The 15,679-nt window shown below is 66.4% G+C and carries 12 protein-coding genes; 5 read left to right on the top strand and 7 right to left on the bottom strand.

All coding sequences use genetic code 11. From position 1 onward, the window contains the following. Positions 1 to 40: 40 nt before the first annotated feature. The gene (locus PNI01S_RS19355) at positions 41 to 1,264 is read left to right on the top strand and encodes a glycosyltransferase family 4 protein (protein WP_084358817.1); all 1,224 of its coding nucleotides are present in this window, start codon (positions 41 to 43) and stop codon (positions 1,262 to 1,264) included. A 45-nt stretch (positions 1,265 to 1,309) separates the two neighbouring features. On the opposite strand, the gene tfpB is transcribed toward PNI01S_RS19355, so the two are convergent. Both tfpB and PNI01S_RS19365 read right to left on the bottom strand, forming a co-directional pair. Then, positions 1,310 to 3,094 carry a type IV pilus assembly ATPase TfpB gene (gene tfpB, locus PNI01S_RS19360; protein WP_037012496.1) on the bottom strand — a complete coding sequence of 595 codons (1,785 nt, stop codon included), beginning with the start codon at positions 3,092 to 3,094 and terminating at the stop codon, positions 1,310 to 1,312. Between the two features lie 55 nt (positions 3,095 to 3,149). Continuing rightward, positions 3,150 to 4,514 carry a CYTH domain-containing protein gene (locus PNI01S_RS19365; RefSeq protein ID WP_038803547.1) on the bottom strand — a complete coding sequence of 455 codons (1,365 nt, stop codon included), beginning with the start codon at positions 4,512 to 4,514 and terminating at the stop codon, positions 3,150 to 3,152. Positions 4,515 to 4,701: 187 nt separating this feature from the next. On the opposite strand from PNI01S_RS19365, the gene argE reads away from it, so the two are divergent. Next, the gene (gene argE, locus PNI01S_RS19370) at positions 4,702 to 5,841 is read left to right on the top strand and encodes an acetylornithine deacetylase (protein WP_084358818.1); all 1,140 of its coding nucleotides are present in this window, start codon (positions 4,702 to 4,704) and stop codon (positions 5,839 to 5,841) included. A gap of 170 nt (positions 5,842 to 6,011) precedes the next feature. Then, the gene (gene argA / locus PNI01S_RS19375) at positions 6,012 to 7,310 is read left to right on the top strand and encodes an amino-acid N-acetyltransferase (protein WP_024762181.1); all 1,299 of its coding nucleotides are present in this window, start codon (positions 6,012 to 6,014) and stop codon (positions 7,308 to 7,310) included. Here argA and PNI01S_RS19380 read toward each other — a convergent pair whose 3' ends face one another. From PNI01S_RS19380 to PNI01S_RS19395, 4 genes are all read right to left on the bottom strand, one after another. Further along, complete coding sequence (locus PNI01S_RS19380) at positions 7,311 to 7,571, bottom strand: ribosome modulation factor (RefSeq protein ID WP_084358819.1); 261 nt, start codon at positions 7,569 to 7,571, stop codon at positions 7,311 to 7,313. A 138-nt stretch (positions 7,572 to 7,709) separates the two neighbouring features. Next, positions 7,710 to 9,296, bottom strand: coding sequence for a glutamate--cysteine ligase (gene gshA / locus PNI01S_RS19385; RefSeq protein ID WP_065086538.1), 1,587 nt, complete (start codon positions 9,294 to 9,296; stop codon positions 7,710 to 7,712). 166 nt (positions 9,297 to 9,462) lie between these two features. Then, positions 9,463 to 9,825 (bottom strand): PaaI family thioesterase, encoded by a 363-nt coding sequence (locus tag PNI01S_RS19390; RefSeq protein ID WP_045216869.1) that lies wholly within the window; start codon positions 9,823 to 9,825, stop codon positions 9,463 to 9,465. Positions 9,826 to 9,861: 36 nt separating this feature from the next. Further along, positions 9,862 to 12,201 carry a Tex family protein gene (locus PNI01S_RS19395; protein ID WP_084358820.1) on the bottom strand — a complete coding sequence of 780 codons (2,340 nt, stop codon included), beginning with the start codon at positions 12,199 to 12,201 and terminating at the stop codon, positions 9,862 to 9,864. Positions 12,202 to 12,423: 222 nt separating this feature from the next. On the opposite strand from PNI01S_RS19395, the gene ompR reads away from it, so the two are divergent. Further along, positions 12,424 to 13,164: an osmolarity response regulator transcription factor OmpR gene (ompR, locus tag PNI01S_RS19400; RefSeq protein ID WP_024762186.1), complete on the top strand. Its 741-nt coding sequence runs from the start codon at positions 12,424 to 12,426 to the stop codon at positions 13,162 to 13,164. A gap of 61 nt (positions 13,165 to 13,225) precedes the next feature. Next, positions 13,226 to 14,545, top strand: a complete 1,320-nt coding sequence (locus PNI01S_RS19405; protein WP_024762187.1) for an ATP-binding protein — start codon at positions 13,226 to 13,228, stop codon at positions 14,543 to 14,545. 138 nt (positions 14,546 to 14,683) lie between these two features. Here the strand turns inward: PNI01S_RS19405 and PNI01S_RS19410 are convergent, their stop codons facing one another. Beyond that, positions 14,684 to 15,613 carry a S66 peptidase family protein gene (locus tag PNI01S_RS19410; protein ID WP_065086536.1) on the bottom strand — a complete coding sequence of 310 codons (930 nt, stop codon included), beginning with the start codon at positions 15,611 to 15,613 and terminating at the stop codon, positions 14,684 to 14,686. Between the last annotated feature and the right edge of the window lie 66 nt (positions 15,614 to 15,679).

Below are 15,679 nucleotides of genomic sequence, written 5' to 3' on the forward strand. Positions count from 1 at the left end.
TCGATGCGCGGCGTGCGGGACTCATGGAGCCGGTGTTGTCGTGAAATTGTTGCTCATCCACCAGAACTTTCCTGGCCAGTTCCTCCACCTGGCACACGGTCTGCTCAAGGACAGTCGCTGCCAGCTGCTGGCCATTGCCCGTGATACGGCACGGGGTGTGCAGGGGGTACGTACGCTGCGCTACAGCCCCAGCCGGGCGGTTTCCCCGCAGATCCACCACTATCTGTACACCGTCGAGGACGCCGTCCTGCATGGTCAGCAGGTAGCCAGGCTGTTGCTGCAACTGCGCGGCACTGGCTATCGCCCGGACGTGATCCTGGCGCACCCGGGCTGGGGAGAAACCTTGTATGCCAAGGACGTCTACCCGGATGTTCCGCTGATGCATTTCTGCGAGTACTACGGCGCCATGGAGGGGTCGGATATCAATTTCGATCCGGAGTTTCCGTCGAGTTTCGACGAGTGTGCTCGCAGCCGGACGCGCAATGCCCTGCACCTGCTTAACCTGGAGCATTGCGACCTGGGCATCAGCCCCACCCCGTGGCAGCGCGGCCTGCATCCGCTGGCATACCGGGAGAAAATCCAGGTGGCTCACGAAGGTATTCCCCTCGATATGCTGCGCCCGGACCCGCGAGGTTCCTTGCGCCTACCCTCCGGGCAGGTGCTCAGGGCTGGCGATCCCGTGGTGACTTACGTGGCGCGCAATCTGGAGCCCTATCGGGGCTTCCACATCTTCATGCGCGCGTTGCCGCAGATTCTCGACCGCCATCCGCGGGCACAGGTCCTGATACTGGGGGGCGACGAGGTGAGCTACGGCATGCCTCCCCAGGGGGCGCCCAACTGGCGCACGCGCATGCTCGAGGAGGTGAGGCTGGACCGCTCACGCGTGCACTTCCTTGGCAAGGTTCCCTATGCCACCTACGTGAAAGCGCTGCAGGTTTCCTGTGCACACGTCTACCTGACCTACCCCTTCGTCCTGTCGTGGTCGATGCTCGAGGCCATGGCGTGCGGCTGCCTGCTGGTCGCCTCCGACACGGCACCGGTCCGCGAGGTGGTTCGCGATCGAGAGAATGGCTATCTGGTGGACTTCTTCGCCGTCGACGACCTGGCCGAGCGCGTGCTCGAGGTCCTGCACAATCCGTCGGCGCATGCCGGCCTGCGTCAGATGGCCCGTCTCACTGCACAACGCTTTGACACCCGCAGTGGGGTCAGCGCCTATCGTCGTCTGCTGGAGATGGCCATGGACCCTGCGCGGGCTCAAGGCTGAGGCTGGGTGGCGGCGCGACCTGCGCCGCCGTGGCGTCCAGAGGGGCTACTTCTGTTCGCTCTGCGGGGTCACCCGCATGACTTCCTCGATGGTCGTCAGGCCCGCCGCAACCTTCTGCGCGCCGGACAGCCGCAGGCTGCGCATGCCTTCCTTGAAGGCCTGGCGGCGCAGCGGGATGAGGTCGGTGTCGGCGGTGATCAGCTCCTTCAGCGACTCCGTCAGCAGCATGATCTCGTACACGCCGGCGCGTCCGCGGTAACCGGTGTCGCGGCATTCCAGGCAGCCGACGGCCTGCTGCGCACCGGTGGGCAGCGGGGCGTTCCAGGGGCGGGTGACTTCCTGCCAGTCTTCCTCGTGCAGCTCCATCGGCGCCTTGCAGTGCGGGCAGAGCGTGCGCACCAGGCGCTGGGCCATGACGCCGAGCACGGTGGCGCGGATCAGGTAGTAGGGCACGCCCAGTTCCAGCAGACGGGTGATGGCGGTGGGCGAGTCGTTGGTGTGCAGCGTGGAGAGCACCAGGTGGCCGGTGAGTGCCGCCTGGATCGCCATTTCGGCGGTTTCCAGGTCACGGATCTCGCCGACCATGATGATGTCCGGGTCTTGCCGCAGCAGGGCGCGCACGCCGCTGGCGAAGGTCAGGTCGATGTTGTGCTGGACCTGCATCTGGTTGAACGAGGGCTCGATCATCTCGATCGGGTCCTCGATGGTGCAGAGGTTCACCTCATCGGTCGCCAGCTGCTTGAGCGTGGTGTAGAGCGTGGTGGTCTTGCCCGAACCGGTGGGGCCGGTGACCAGGATGATGCCGTTGGGCTGGCTGGTCATGCTTTCCCAGCGGCGCAGGTCGTCGGGGGAGAAGCCGAGCTGGTCGAAACTCTTGAGCAGCACCTCGGGATCGAAGATCCGCATCACCATCTTCTCGCCGAAGGCCGTGGGCAGGGTGGACAGGCGCAGCTCCACCTCGGCGCCTTCCGGGGTCTTGGTCTTCACCCGGCCGTCCTGCGGCTTGCGCTTCTCGGCGACGTTCATGCGCCCCAGGGATTTCAGGCGGCTGACCACCGCCATGCTGACCTGCGGCGGGAACTGGTAGACGTTGTGCAGCACGCCGTCGATGCGGAAGCGTACCGTGCCCTGCTCGCGGCGCGGTTCGATATGGATATCGCTGGCGCGCTGTTGGAAGGCGTACTGGAACAGCCAGTCGACGATGGTGACGATGTGCGCGTCGTTGGCATCGGGTTCCTGATCGCTGGCGCCCAGGTTGAGCAACTGCTCGAAGTTGCCGACCCCGCTGATCTTCTGGTCCGCCGAGCTGGCACCGGTCACCGACTTGGCGAGACGGTAGAACTCGACGGTGAAGCGCTGAATGTCCGCGGGGTTGGCCACCACGCGTTTGATCGGGCGCTTGAGAACGTGGGTGAGGTTGCTCTCCCAGGCGTGCACGAAGGGCTGTGCACTGGCGATGGTGACTTCGTCCGGCGCTACCGCGACCGCGAGGATATGGTGGCGCTGGGCGAAGGCGTAGGACATCAGCGGCGTGACCGCGGCGACATCGATCTTCAGCGGGTCGATGCGCAGGTAGGGCTGCCCGGCGTAGTCCGCCAGCCACCTCACCAGCGTATCCAGGTCCAGCTTGTGCCCCGGCCGCTGGCGATCCTCGACCTGCTGCGCGGCGAGGAACTCCAGCGGGTGCTGCTGGTTCTTCACCGCGCTGCGGCGGATCGCCAGGCACTGCTCGGCGTCATCCTGGGCGACGCGGCCCTGGGTGACCAGCTCGCGCAGGATGTCGCCCAGGTCGAGCGGACGGTCCTGGGCGGAAGGGGCAAAGACGGACATGCAGACTCCCTACTTCAATGGCGGGTCGACAGGCCCGCGACGTCGCCGGGCCAGCTTATTTCAAAAGCGCCTTCCACGGCTTGAGGGTCAGCACAGTATGGGCCTGGGCCGCGAGGGCATCCAGGCGCCCCTCGGCCTCGGGAGTGGCGAGCAGCTCCTGCAGCTTGGCCAGTTCGCCGTAGAGGCGGTCGGTTTCCGGCAGCTCCAGTACGCTGCGCGCCAGGCGCAGCCAGACCAGCATGCGCTGCAGGCGCGGCAGCTGGTCGGCGAGTACCTCGGGCAACTGCTGGGCGCGTTGCAGCGGCATGGCCTGTGCCTCTTCGGCCAGGGTGCGCTGCAGCCACTTGCCGACGGCGGAGCCGCCCAGCCGGTTGGCACGGTCGTTGCGCTCGGCGGTCCAGGCCTTGCCCAGCAGCCAGCGCGAGGTGCTCAGGGAGAACTGACCCCAGCGCACATTCGCCAGTTCCTCGCGGAAGACTGCCGGCATCTGCTGGCGCAGCGCCTCGTCATCGCGAGCCTGTTCGATGCGCGGTTGCCAGTCGGCGATCAGCGCGTCGAGAGCAGTACGCAGTTCGCGGGTGGTGGCGCGCGGCACGGCCTGGCCAAGACTGCCGAGCAAAGCGCGCAGGTCGAGCAGTTGCTGCAGCCAGCTTTCCAGCAGGCTCCAGTGGCCATTGAAGCGGTATTGCTCGGCCAGGCGCTGGCTGCTGCCCAGCAGCGACCAGGACAGCGCGGCAAAGGCGCCGTCCAGCGGGGTTTCATGCAGCAGCTTCTGGGTGTCGGGCTGGATGCTGTAGCTGGCCGGGTCGAACAGACGGTAACCGCGCTCGGCCTTGCTGATGTCGCAGGGCATCAGCGCGAGGTCGGCGGCCAGTTCGATGGCCAGGTCCAGCAGCGCCTCGGGCTCGCCCTGGCGCAGTTCCAGCTCCAGTTCGCAGATATCCTCTTCCTGTTTGCCGGCGACGACCTTGCCCAGGTCGAGCGCGGCCTCGATCACCACCTTGGTCTTGCCGCGGCCCCAGGCGATCTCGGCGCGCTGGCGGGTGAAGTCGGTGCTGAAGATCGGCTTCAGGGTCTTCTTGTCCAGGTCCGCCAGGGCAGCTGGCCAGCACTGGTCGTCGAGCTTCTTGATATCGAGCTTGTTCTTCTCCAGGTACCAGTCCCATTCGTTGCGCTCGGACAGGCCGGCGATGCTCTGGCCGCGGGTCTTCAGGGTCTGGATGAACTGCTCGCCATCCTTGCGCATGCGCAGCGCCACACGGGCGCGGGCCAGATCGCGGCCAGGGGTGTCGTAGTACTGGTTGAACAGCTCGCGGGGCTCCCAGCCGGATTTGTTGCGCTTCTTCAGCGCCGGGTGATCGCGCAGGGCTTCGAGGGTCTCGCGGCTGACGCGCAATTTGATTTCGGTTTCTTTCTGCATGGCGGGGGTCCGGTTCAGAGCGGCCGCGCCCGGATTCCCGACCTGCTGTAGGAAGCACGGAACGACGGGCGCGAAAAAGACTTCAAAGTCATGCAGTCTACAGGACTTCGGCGTTCCTGCCGGGCGCCGCGAGGTTTTACCGCAGCGTGGCATGGTCCATAGTGGGAGCACATCTTCGGAGGACGCCATGCCGTTGCCGCCCCTGAAACAACGCTTTGCCGAGCTGATCGCGGTTCCTTCCGTCAGCTGTACCCAGCCCGCGCTGGACCAGTCCAATCGCCCGGTGGTCGAGTTGCTCGGCAACTGGCTGGTGGACCTGGGTTTCGCCTGCGAGATGCAGCCGGTGTCACCGGGCAAGTTCAACCTGATCGCGACCCTGGGCAGCGGCCCCGGCGGCCTGGTACTGGCGGGGCATACCGATACCGTGCCCTACGACGAGGCCCTGTGGAAAAGCGACCCGCTGGGCCTGGATGAACGCGACGGGCGCTGGTTCGGCCTGGGCGCCTGCGACATGAAGGGCTTCTTCGCCCTGGCCATCGAAGCGCTGTTGCCGCTGCTGGAGCAGCCGTTCAGGCAGCCGCTGATCATCCTCGCCACCTGCGACGAGGAAAGCTCCATGGCCGGTGCCCGTGCGCTGGCCGACGCGGGGCGGCCGTTGGGGCGCGCCGCGGTGATCGGCGAACCGACCAACCTCAAGCCGATCCGCCTGCACAAGGGCGTGATGATGGAGCGCATCGACATCCTCGGGCAGAGCGGCCATTCCTCCGACCCGAGCCTGGGACGCAGTGCGTTGGAGGCCATGCAGGCGGTGATGGGCGAACTGCAGGGCCTGCGCAGCCAGTGGCAGCAGGAGTTCAACAACCCGCAGTTCAGCGTGCCGCAGCCGACGCTCAACCTGGGCTGCATCCACGGCGGCGACAACCCCAACCGCATCTGCGGCCAGTGCGCCCTGGAGTTCGACCTGCGCCCGCTGCCGGGAATGGCCCCGGAAGCCCTGCGCCAGAGCATTCGCGAGCGGCTGAGGCCGGTTGCCGAGCGCCACGCCGTGAAGATCGATTACGCACCGCTTTTCCCTGCCGTGCCGCCCTTCGAGGAGCCGGCGCAGAGCGAGCTGGTGCGACTCGCCGAAAGTCTGACCGGGCACACGGCGGAAGCGGTAGCCTTTGGCACAGAAGCACCGTATCTTCAGCAGCTCGGCTGCCAGACCCTGGTGCTGGGCCCCGGCGACATCGCCTGTGCCCACCAGCCCGATGAACACCTTGAACTGGACCGCATTGAGCCGACCGTAGCGTTGCTACGCGGATTGATCCGTCATTACTGTCTATAAATAGCCCTGTGTAGGCAGTTGCCTGTAGAGCGCCCGGAAAGCGGGCCCAACGTACCCAAGAGGAGAAACCTGTCGATGTTCCTGCGACGACGATAACCGCGCCGCCACTGGCCGCCTTTCGGCCGCATCCGACAGATTTCCGCCCACTCGAACGACAGGCTTTTCAAGCAATGCACGACTACGTCAACTGGCTGCGCCACGCTTCCCCCTACATCAACTCGCACCGGGACTGCACCTTCGTGGTGATGCTCCCCGGCGAGGGCGTCGAAGACCCCAATTTCGGCAATATCGTCCACGACCTGGTGCTGCTGCACAGCCTGGGTGTGCGCCTGGTGCTGGTGCACGGCTCGCGTCCGCAGATCGAGGCGCGTCTGGCCCAGCACGGGTTGGCGCCGCGTTTCCATCGCGGCCTGCGGGTGACCGATGCGCCGACCCTGGGCTGCGTGATCGACGCGGTGGGCAGCCTGCGCATCACCATCGAGGCACGCCTGTCGATGGACATGGCCGCCTCGCCCATGCAGGGCTCGCGCATGCGCGTGACCTCGGGCAACTTCGTCACCGCACGGCCGATCGGCGTAGTCGATGGCATCGACTACCACCACACCGGCGAAGTCCGCCGGATCGACCGCAAGGGCATCAATCGCCAGCTCGACGAGCGCAGCATCGTCCTGCTCTCGCCGCTGGGTTATTCCCCCACCGGGGAAATCTTCAACCTCGCCTGCGAGGACGTGGCCATGCGTGCGGCCATCGACCTGGGCGCGGACAAACTGATTCTCTACGGGGCCGAGCGCGGCCTGATGGACGAGGCCGGCAAGCTGGTGCGCGAGTTGCGCCCGCAGCAGGTGCCGGCGCACCTGGAGCGCCTCGGGTCGAGTTATCAGGGCGAGTTGCTCGACGCCGCCGCCCAGGCCTGCCGCGCGGGTGTGCGGCGCAGCCATATCGTCAGCTACACCGAGGACGGCTCGCTGCTGTCGGAACTCTTCACCCGCACCGGCAACGGCACCCTGGTGGCGCAGGAGCAGTTCGAACAGCTGCGCGAAGCGGGCATCGAGGACGTTGGTGGACTGCTGGAGCTGATCCGTCCGCTGGAAGAGCAGGGCATCCTGGTGCGTCGTTCCCGCGAGGTATTGGAGCGCGAGATCGAGCAGTTCAGCATCGTCGAGCGCGAAGGGCTGATCATCGCCTGCGCGGCGCTCTATCCCATCGCCGACTCCGACGCGGGCGAACTGGCATGCCTGGCGGTGAATCCGGAGTACCGCCACGGCGGACGCGGCGACGACCTGCTGGAGCGTATCGAACAGCGCGCGCGTAACCTGGGACTGAAAACCCTTTATGTGCTCACCACCCGCACGGCCCACTGGTTCCGTGAGCGTGGCTTCCAGCCCAGCAGCGTCGAGCGCCTGCCGGCGGCGCGGGCGTCGCTGTACAACTACCAGCGCAATTCCCAGGTATTCGAGAAGACGCTCTGATCAGACCCGGTCTTTACCGGATACCGAATGCCTGATCTGCACGCTCAGCCGCGGCGCCTGGCCTGGCTCTGCGCAGGGCCTGGCCTGTTCCTGCTGCTGGCGCAGTCGCTCGCCGCCGTCGCGCCAGCCGGCTTCCCAGCTGGCCGCCAGAATGTCGTGTGGCGGACAGCGCGGGGCGCGGCTGAGCAGCGCTTCCAGGTAGCCTTGCCGGTAGGCGACTTCCAGCTGATGGAGTGTCCAGGAGGGAGAGTGGGGGGACATGCGCGCTTTCCTGCGAGGTCTTGCGCGGATCGCGCCGGCCGGGGCCGGACGATCCGCAGGGAGGGAGGATTCTCCCCCCGCACTCGCAGGTTGCCGATCAGAACTCTATGAGCTGCATGTCAGCGATTTCTTGCACCGTCAGACGCTGAGCAGGCCCAGGATGCTCGCCTGATACGCGGCGACGAAGGTGTCGAAATCGCCTTCGGGCTGCTTCTCCAGCTCCGCCTGTTCGGCCAGGGATTCGCTGGCCATGCTCTCGAAGCGCGCCTGCTCCTCGGCCGGCAGCGGCTCACCCTGCAGGGTGGCGGCATGCTGGCGGCTGTAGCGCAGGGCGAAGGCCTCGAAGCTCTCGCCGCGCTCGCGCATCTCCGCCAGGACCTTCGCCGACGGCGTCAGGCTGGCGTCGGCAACCTTGGTGCGCTGCTCGGCCAGGCTCTGCGCGTGCAGGCCCGTACCGTTGGCGCGGTCGAGCAGTTCGATGATCGGCGCGATGCCGTCGAGCAGGGCGTTCGCCCAGTCCTTCATCTCGAGCTGCTGGCCTGCGCGCTCCAGCTTCAGGCCGGGACGACGACCTTCCTTGACCACCTTGAGGAAGTTGCTGGTGGCCGCGCCGCACTCGCAACCGCCCAGCGGCGGGCTGTCGGACAGCGCGCAGTAGAGCAGGAAGGCGTCGAGGAAGCGCGCCTCGGTGACGTCGATGCCCAGCGGCAGGAAGGGGTTGATGTCCAGGCAGCGCGCCTCGACGTACTGCACGCCACGGGCCATCAGCGCCTGGATCGGGCGCTCGCCGGTGTAGGTGACGCGTTTCGGGCGGATGCTCGAGTAGTACTCGTTCTCGATCTGCAGGATGTTGGTGTTGAGCTGCACCCATTCGCCATCGACCTTGGTGCCGACCTTCTCGTACGGCGCGTAGGGCGTGCTCACCGCGCGGCGCAGGCTGTCGATGTAGCTGTCCAGGTCGTTGTAGCAGGGCGTCAGGCCGGCCTGGGCGTTGTTCTGGTAGCCCAGGTCGCTCATGCGCAGGCTGGTGGCGTAGGGCAGGTAGAGCGTGTGTTCGTCGAAGGCTTCCAGGCCGTGCGGGCGGCCGCGCAGGAAGCCGGCGTCCAGCGCCGGCGAGGCGCCGAACAGATACATCAGCAGCCAGCTGTAGCGGCGGAAGTTGCGGATCATCGCGATGTAGCGGTGCGACTGGAAGTCCCGCGCGCTCTTCTCGCTGCCTTCGTCCTGGCGCAGCAGCTCCCAGATGCCTTCGGGCAGGGAGAAGTTGTAGTGGATGCCGGCGATGCACTGCATGGTCTTGCCGTAACGCAGGGCCAGGCCCTTGCGGTAGACGTACTTCAGGCGGCCGATGTGCGAACTGCCGTAGCGAGCGATCGGGATGGTCTCTTCATCCGGCAACTCGCAGGGCATGGACGGGCTCCACAGGTATTCGCCGTCGAGCTTGCCGCTGGCGAAGCGGTGGATTTCATCCAGTTCTTCCAGGGTCTTCTCGACGCTGGTCGAAGTCGGCGTGATGAACTCCAGCAGCGACTCGGAGTAGTCCGTGGTGATCTGCGGGTTGGTCAGTGCCGAGCCCAGGGCGCGCGGATGCGGGGTCAGGGCAAGCTTGCCGTGCCCGTCGACGCGCAGGCATTCGCGCTCGATACCGTGCAGGCACTGGGTGAGCAGGGACAGGTTGGCGGCATCGCCCAGCAGGGCCAGGCGGCGGGAAAGTTGGTCGCTCAAGTTGGAAGTCCTTCACACGGCAATCGCCCCACTATGGGGGTGGACTGGGCGGTCTACAAGGGGAGAACACAACCGGCGTGGTCGCCTGGCTTCATCGAGGCGCTGCGCCGGCGCCCGCAAATCCGGGGCTCCGGCGTACAGCATAGGTCAGTTGTCACGGCGCGAATTACAGCTGGGCGAAGGTGCCTTGTCCCTTGGCGACCAGCTTGTCGCCCTGGTGGATGTCGGCCTCGACCACCAGCGAGCGCCGCCCGGCATGCAGGACTTTCGCTACACAGCGCACTTCGCCCTCGGCGACCGCGCGGATGTAGTTGATCTTGCATTCCAGGGTGACGCTCTGTCGGTCGAAACCATGGGCGCTGGAGCAGGCCAGGCCCATGGTCATGTCCATCAGCGTGAAGAGCGCGCCGCCGTGCATGACGTTGCCGCGATTGCGCAGGTGCTCGGCCATCGGCAGCAGCACCTCGGCTTCGCCGTCGGCGACACGGATCGGCTGCACGCCAAGGGTGTCGCTGAAGCGGCTGATCATCAGCTCGCGGGCGGGCATCTCGCTCATGGACCTTCCTTACTTCTTCTTCAGTTGCTTGGCGTTGGCGAACAGCGAGGCCATGGCATTGTTCGCCGGGGCCTTCTCCTGCTGGCGCGGAGCGCTGCGCTCGCCACGCGGCGCGCCGTTGCCGGGGCGGCCGCCGCCACGCGGGCCGTCGACCTTCTCGCCGGGGGTGTCGCTCATGCGCATGGACAGGCCGACGCGGTTGCGCGGGATGTCCACTTCCATGACCTTGACCTTGACGATGTCGCCGGCCTTGACCACTTCGTACGGGTCCTTGACGAACTTCTCCGACAGCGCGGAGATGTGCACCAGGCCGTCCTGGTGGACGCCGATGTCGACGAAGGCGCCGAAGTTGGTGACGTTGGTCACCACGCCCTCGAGCACCATGCCGGGCTTCAAGTCCTTCAGGCTCTCGACGCCTTCCTGGAACTCGGCAGTCTTGAACTCCGGGCGCGGGTCGCGGCCGGGTTTGTCGAGTTCCTTGAGGATGTCGGTGACGGTGGGCAGGCCGAACTGCTCGTCGGTGAACTTCCTCGGGTCCAGGCGCTTGAGGAAGCCCGAATCGCCGATCAGCGAGCGCACGTCGCGGCCGGTATCGGCGGCGATACGCTGCACCAGCGGGTAGGTTTCCGGGTGCACCGCGGAGGCGTCCAGCGGGTTGTCGCCGTTCATCACGCGGAGGAAGCCGGCGGCCTGTTCGAAGGTCTTCTCGCCCAGGCGGCTGACTTTCTTCAGTTCGTCGCGGGTCTTGAAGGCGCCGTTAACGTCGCGGTGCGCGACGATGTTCTGCGCCAGGGTGCTGTTGAGGCCGGAGATGCGCGCCAGCAGGGCGGCGGAGGCGGTGTTGACGTCCACGCCGACGGCGTTCACGCAGTCTTCCACCACCGCGTCCAGGCTGCGGGCGAGCTGCAACTGGGACACGTCGTGCTGGTACTGGCCGACGCCGATGGATTTCGGCTCGATCTTCACCAGTTCGGCCAGCGGGTCCTGCAGGCGACGGGCGATGGACACGGCGCCGCGCAGCGACACGTCCAGCTCCGGGAATTCCTTGGCGGCCAGTTCGGAGGCCGAGTACACCGAAGCGCCGGCCTCGCTGACCATGATCTTGGTGCACTTGAGCGCCGGGTATTTCTTGATCAGTTCGGCGGCCAGCTTGTCGGTCTCGCGGCTGGCGGTGCCGTTGCCGATGGCGATCAGCTCCACCTGGTGCTTGGCGCACAGCGCGGCGAGCACCGCGATGGTCTGGTCCCACTGGTTCTTCGGCGCGTGCGGGTAGACGGTGGCGGTGTCCAGCAGCTTGCCGGTGGCGTCGACCACGGCGACTTTCACGCCGGTGCGCAGGCCCGGGTCCAGGCCCAGGGTGGCGCGCGGGCCGGCCGGAGCGGCCAGCAGCAGGTCGTGCAGGTTGCGCGCGAACACGTTGATCGCCTCGAGGTCGGCGCCTTCGCGCAGCTCGCCCAGCAGGTCGGTTTCCAGGTGGGTGTAGAGCTTGACCTTCCAGGTCCAGCGCACCACTTCGGAGAGCCACTTGTCAGCGGCGCGGCCCTGGTTACTCACGCCGAAGCGCTCGCCAATCATGATTTCGCAAGGGTGCGAGGTGCCCGGCAGTTCTTCGCCGACCTTCAGGGCGACGCTGAGGATGCCCTCGTTGCGCCCACGGAAGATCGCCAGTGCACGGTGCGATGGGGCGTTCTTCAGCGGTTCGTCGTGCTCGAAGTAGTCGCTGAACTTGGCGCCTTCGGTTTCCTTGCCCGGCACCATGCGCGCGGTGAGGGTGGCGTTGTCCTTGAGGAAGCTGCGCAGGCGGTCGAGCAGCGTGGCGTCCTCGGCGAAGCGTTCCATGAGGATGTACTTGGCGCCTTCGAGCACGGCCTTGGTGTCGGCGAAGCCCTTCTCGGCATCGACGAAGCGCGCGGCTTCGCTTTCCGGGGTCAGGCTCGGGTCGGCGAACAGCGCGTCGGCCAGTTCGCCCAGGCCGGCTTCCAGGGCGATCTGGCCCTTGGTGCGGCGCTTCTGCTTATAGGGCAGGTAGAGGTCTTCGAGGCGGGTCTTGGTGTCGGCCAGGTTGATCTCACGGGCCAGTTCCGGGGTCAGCTTGCCCTGTTCCTCGATGCTGGCGAGAATCGCGCCGCGGCGCTCGTCCAGTTCGCGCAGGTAGCGCAGGCGCTCTTCGAGCATGCGCAGCTGGGTGTCGTCCAGGCTGCCGGTGACTTCTTTCCGGTAGCGGGCGATGAAGGGGACGGTGGAGCCTTCGTCGAGCAGGGCGACGGCAGCGGCGACTTGCTGCGGTTGAACGCGGCCGGAGGGCAGTGCGGAAAGCTCTTCGGCGATACGGGTGTTGATGCTGTCCATGAATCCACCTGACAAAACAATCGAATTACGGGACGTCAGGACCGGAGTTCCGGCCTCACGACAGGCTCTGTGACAACGCCCCGCCGCAAAAGCGCCGCATTATACCCACGACAATTTCACCGGGTGGGCGGCTGGTCGGGGAAAAATCTGCTAACAATGGACAAGCCGTGATGCGCGGCTGCTGGGCGATAATGCCCGCCGAATCAGATTCTGGGAGTTTCCATGAGCAACGCTGCCACCCTGCCCGAAGGCGAAAAGATCCTCGTGGTCGATGACGACGCGCGCCTGCGCCGTCTGCTCGAACGCTTCCTCGACGAGCAGGGTTATCGCGTCCGCGCCGTCGAAAACACCGAGCAGATGGACCGCCTGCTGGCCCGCGAACTGTTCCAGCTGGTGGTGCTCGACCTGATGATGCCCGGCGAGGATGGTCTCTCGGCGTGCAAGCGCCTGCGCGAGTCGAACAACCAGATCCCGATCATCATGCTCACCGCCAAGGGCGACGAATCCAGCCGCATCTCCGGCCTGGAACAGGGCGCTGACGACTACCTGGCCAAACCCTTCAATCCGCGCGAATTGCTGGCGCGGATCAAGGCCGTGCTGCGCCGCCAGGCGCCGCTGGTACCGGGCGCGCCGGCGGGAGAAGACGAGATCGTCACCTTCGGCGACTATGAACTGCACCTGGCGACCCGCGAACTGAAGAAGGGCGAGGAAGTGCACATGCTCACCACCGGTGAGTTCGCCGTGCTCAAGGCCCTGGTACAGCACGCCCGCGAGCCGCTGACCCGCGACAAGCTGATGAACCTGGCCCGCGGCCGCGAGTGGGATGCCCTGGAGCGCTCCATCGACGTGCAGATTTCCCGCCTGCGCCGGCTGATCGAGCCCGATCCGTCGAAGCCGCGCTACATCCAGACCGTCTGGGGCGTGGGCTACGTATTCGTACCGGATGGCGCCGCTCGCAAGTGATCGACCTCGCCGGGGCGAAGCCCTTCGCCCCGGCCGTTTGTGTTTCCCTGGTAACGCCTTCTTGAAGACACCCCTCTGGTTCCCGCAAAGCTTCTTCGCCCGCACCCTCTGGCTGGTGCTCATTGTCGTGCTGTTCTCCAAGGCACTGACCCTGGTCTACCTGCTGATGAACGAAGACATGCTGGTCGACCGCCAGTACAGCCACGGCGCAGCGCTGACCGTGCGCGCCTACTGGGCGGCCGACGAGAAGTCGCGCGAAGCGATCGCCCAGTCTGCCGGGCTGAAGTGGGCACCCCACGAACAGGGGCAGCCGGAGGAAGTGCACTGGCCATACACGGAAATCTTCCAGCGGCAGATGCGCATGGAGCTGGGCATCGATACCGAGACGCGCCTGCGCATCCATCATCCGTCGATGCTCTGGGTGCGCGCGCCGACCCTGGGCGATGGCTGGATCGGCGTACCGCTCTACCCGCACCCACTGCGCGGCCAGCAGATCTGGAGCGTGCTGGGCTGGTTCCTCGGCATCGGCCTGTTGTCCACCGCGGCGGCGTGGATCTTCGTGCGGCAGCTCAGCCAGCCGCTCAAGCGCCTGGTCTTCGCCTCCCGCGAGTTCGGCAAGGGGCGCAGCGTGCGCCTGCCGCTGGGGCAGGAAACGCCCAGCGAGATGGCCGAGGTGTACCGCGCCTTCAACCAGATGGCCGACGATGTCGAGCAGGCCGGGCGTGAACGCGAGCTGATGCTGGCCGGCGTCTCTCACGACTTGCGCACGCCGTTGACGCGTCTGCGCCTGTCGCTGGAGCTGATGCCCGAAAGCGACCGCGAGATGGTCGAGGACATGGTGCGTGACATCGAGGACATGGATGCCATCCTCGACCAGTTCCTCGCCTTCATCCGCGATGGCCGCGACGAGCCGGTGGAGGAGGGCGACCTCGCCGACCTGATCCGTGAAGTCGCCGACGCCTTCAACCAGACCGGCAACCGTGTGCGCCTGTGCCTGGAGACGCTGCCGCTGTTCCGCTTCCGTCGCGTATCGATCAAGCGCCTGCTGGGCAACCTGATCGAGAACGGCCTCAACCACGGCGGTGGCAAGGTCGAAGTGGCGGCCCACGTCGCCGGTGGCGGCGGTGCGCCCTACGTGGTGCTCAGCGTGCTGGACCGTGGCGCGGGCGTCGATCCGCAGGAGTTGGACAACATCTTCAACCCCTTCTTCCGTGGCGACAAAGCGCGCGGCGGCAAGGGCACCGGCCTGGGGCTGGCGATCGTCAAGCGTATCGCCGAACAGCACGGCGGCAGCATCGAACTGCGCAACCGCGAGGGTGGTGGCGTGGAAGCGCGCGTCTGCCTGCCGCTGGGCCTGCTGCTGCCGCGCGACGCGCATTGAGAGCCTGCTTGCGATCTGCTGCGCGTCGGCATAACTGTGTTGAGGCCAGCCGAGAAGTGCTCATTGACTGCAGTCAACTCCGCTTTCTCAGCTGTCCTCGCCTTGTTCTGCTCTAGCTCGCGAGATCGTAAACAGACTCTAATCCCAGCGCAGGGATTTTCCTTCCAGCACCGCCCTGCGCCCATAGGGCCAGGCGCGGTTGTGCGCACCGTGGCCGCTGGGCAGGCCGTGGTAGAGCGGGGCGCCCAACCGCGCAGCGTACTCGGCGAAGATTTCTTCCAGGCTGTGGGCCACGCCCTTGCGCGGGCAATCGGTGAAGGTGCCGAGGCAGATCGCGCCCAGGCGCGCGCCGTTCAGGCTGTTGAGTAGCTGCCAGAGGCTGCGTTCGATTCGGTAGTAGGGCTCGCCGACGTCCTCGAGGATCAGGATCGCGCCATCAGGCACATACAGCGCACCGGCGGTGCCGGCCATGCAGGCCAGTGCGGTGAGGTTGCCGCCGATCAATTCGCCTTCCACCGCTGTCTTCGGCCCCGCCAGATGCTGTGTCGCCAGCTTGCCGGGGCCGCCGGCCAGTACGTGGCTGATCGAGGCCAGGGAAGCCAGGCGCTCACGCTGCTCGCTGGGCGCGCTCAGCGGTTGCAGGCCCAGCCCGGTGGCGACCATGCCGTGGATCGCTGGTAGGCTCTGGCGGTGGAAAGCGCTGAGCAAAATGGAGATGTCCGAGAAGCCGATCAGCGGGCGCGGTGAGGCTGCCTTGAGGCGTTGCCAGTCCAGTTGCGGGATGAGTTGTCCACAGCCGTAGCCGCCACGCAGGCACCAGACGGCGCTGACGCCATCCAGCTCGAAGGCGGTGTGGAAGTCTTCCAGGCGTTGCTCAGGCGTGCCGGCCAGGTAGCGATAGCGTGCGTCGGCGTGGGTGCCCAGGTGGTAGTCCACGCCCAGCACTTCAAGTTGGCGCAACGTGGCTTCCAGCACCTCTTCTGCGATGGCCGAGGCTGGCGCCACCAGGGCGACACGGCGTTCGATGGGCGACCATTGGAGTTCGGAGAAGCGCGGTGATTTGGGCATAGGGGCATTCAAAGGCGTGCAGTGGTTCAGTTTGAGGGTGGGAGTGCCTTATGAGGCGTCTGAGTG

The sequence above is a fragment of the Pseudomonas nitroreducens NBRC 12694 genome, from assembly GCF_002091755.1.
Lineage (GTDB): Bacteria > Pseudomonadota > Gammaproteobacteria > Pseudomonadales > Pseudomonadaceae > Pseudomonas > Pseudomonas nitroreducens.

Coding starts and splice junctions, on each gene's coding strand:
- argA (WP_024762181.1), top strand. CDS start 6,012: ATGCACGACTACGTCAACTGGCTGCGCCACGCTTCCCCCTACATCAAC.
- PNI01S_RS19380 (WP_084358819.1), bottom strand. CDS start 7,571: ATGTCCCCCCACTCTCCCTCCTGGACACTCCATCAGCTGGAAGTCGCC.
- PNI01S_RS19395 (WP_084358820.1), bottom strand. CDS start 12,201: ATGGACAGCATCAACACCCGTATCGCCGAAGAGCTTTCCGCACTGCCC.
- argE (WP_084358818.1), top strand. CDS start 4,702: ATGCCGTTGCCGCCCCTGAAACAACGCTTTGCCGAGCTGATCGCGGTT.
- PNI01S_RS19410 (WP_065086536.1), bottom strand. CDS start 15,613: ATGCCCAAATCACCGCGCTTCTCCGAACTCCAATGGTCGCCCATCGAA.
- ompR (WP_024762186.1), top strand. CDS start 12,424: ATGAGCAACGCTGCCACCCTGCCCGAAGGCGAAAAGATCCTCGTGGTC.
- PNI01S_RS19365 (WP_038803547.1), bottom strand. CDS start 4,514: ATGCAGAAAGAAACCGAAATCAAATTGCGCGTCAGCCGCGAGACCCTC.
- PNI01S_RS19390 (WP_045216869.1), bottom strand. CDS start 9,825: ATGATCAGCCGCTTCAGCGACACCCTTGGCGTGCAGCCGATCCGTGTC.
- tfpB (WP_037012496.1), bottom strand. CDS start 3,094: ATGTCCGTCTTTGCCCCTTCCGCCCAGGACCGTCCGCTCGACCTGGGC.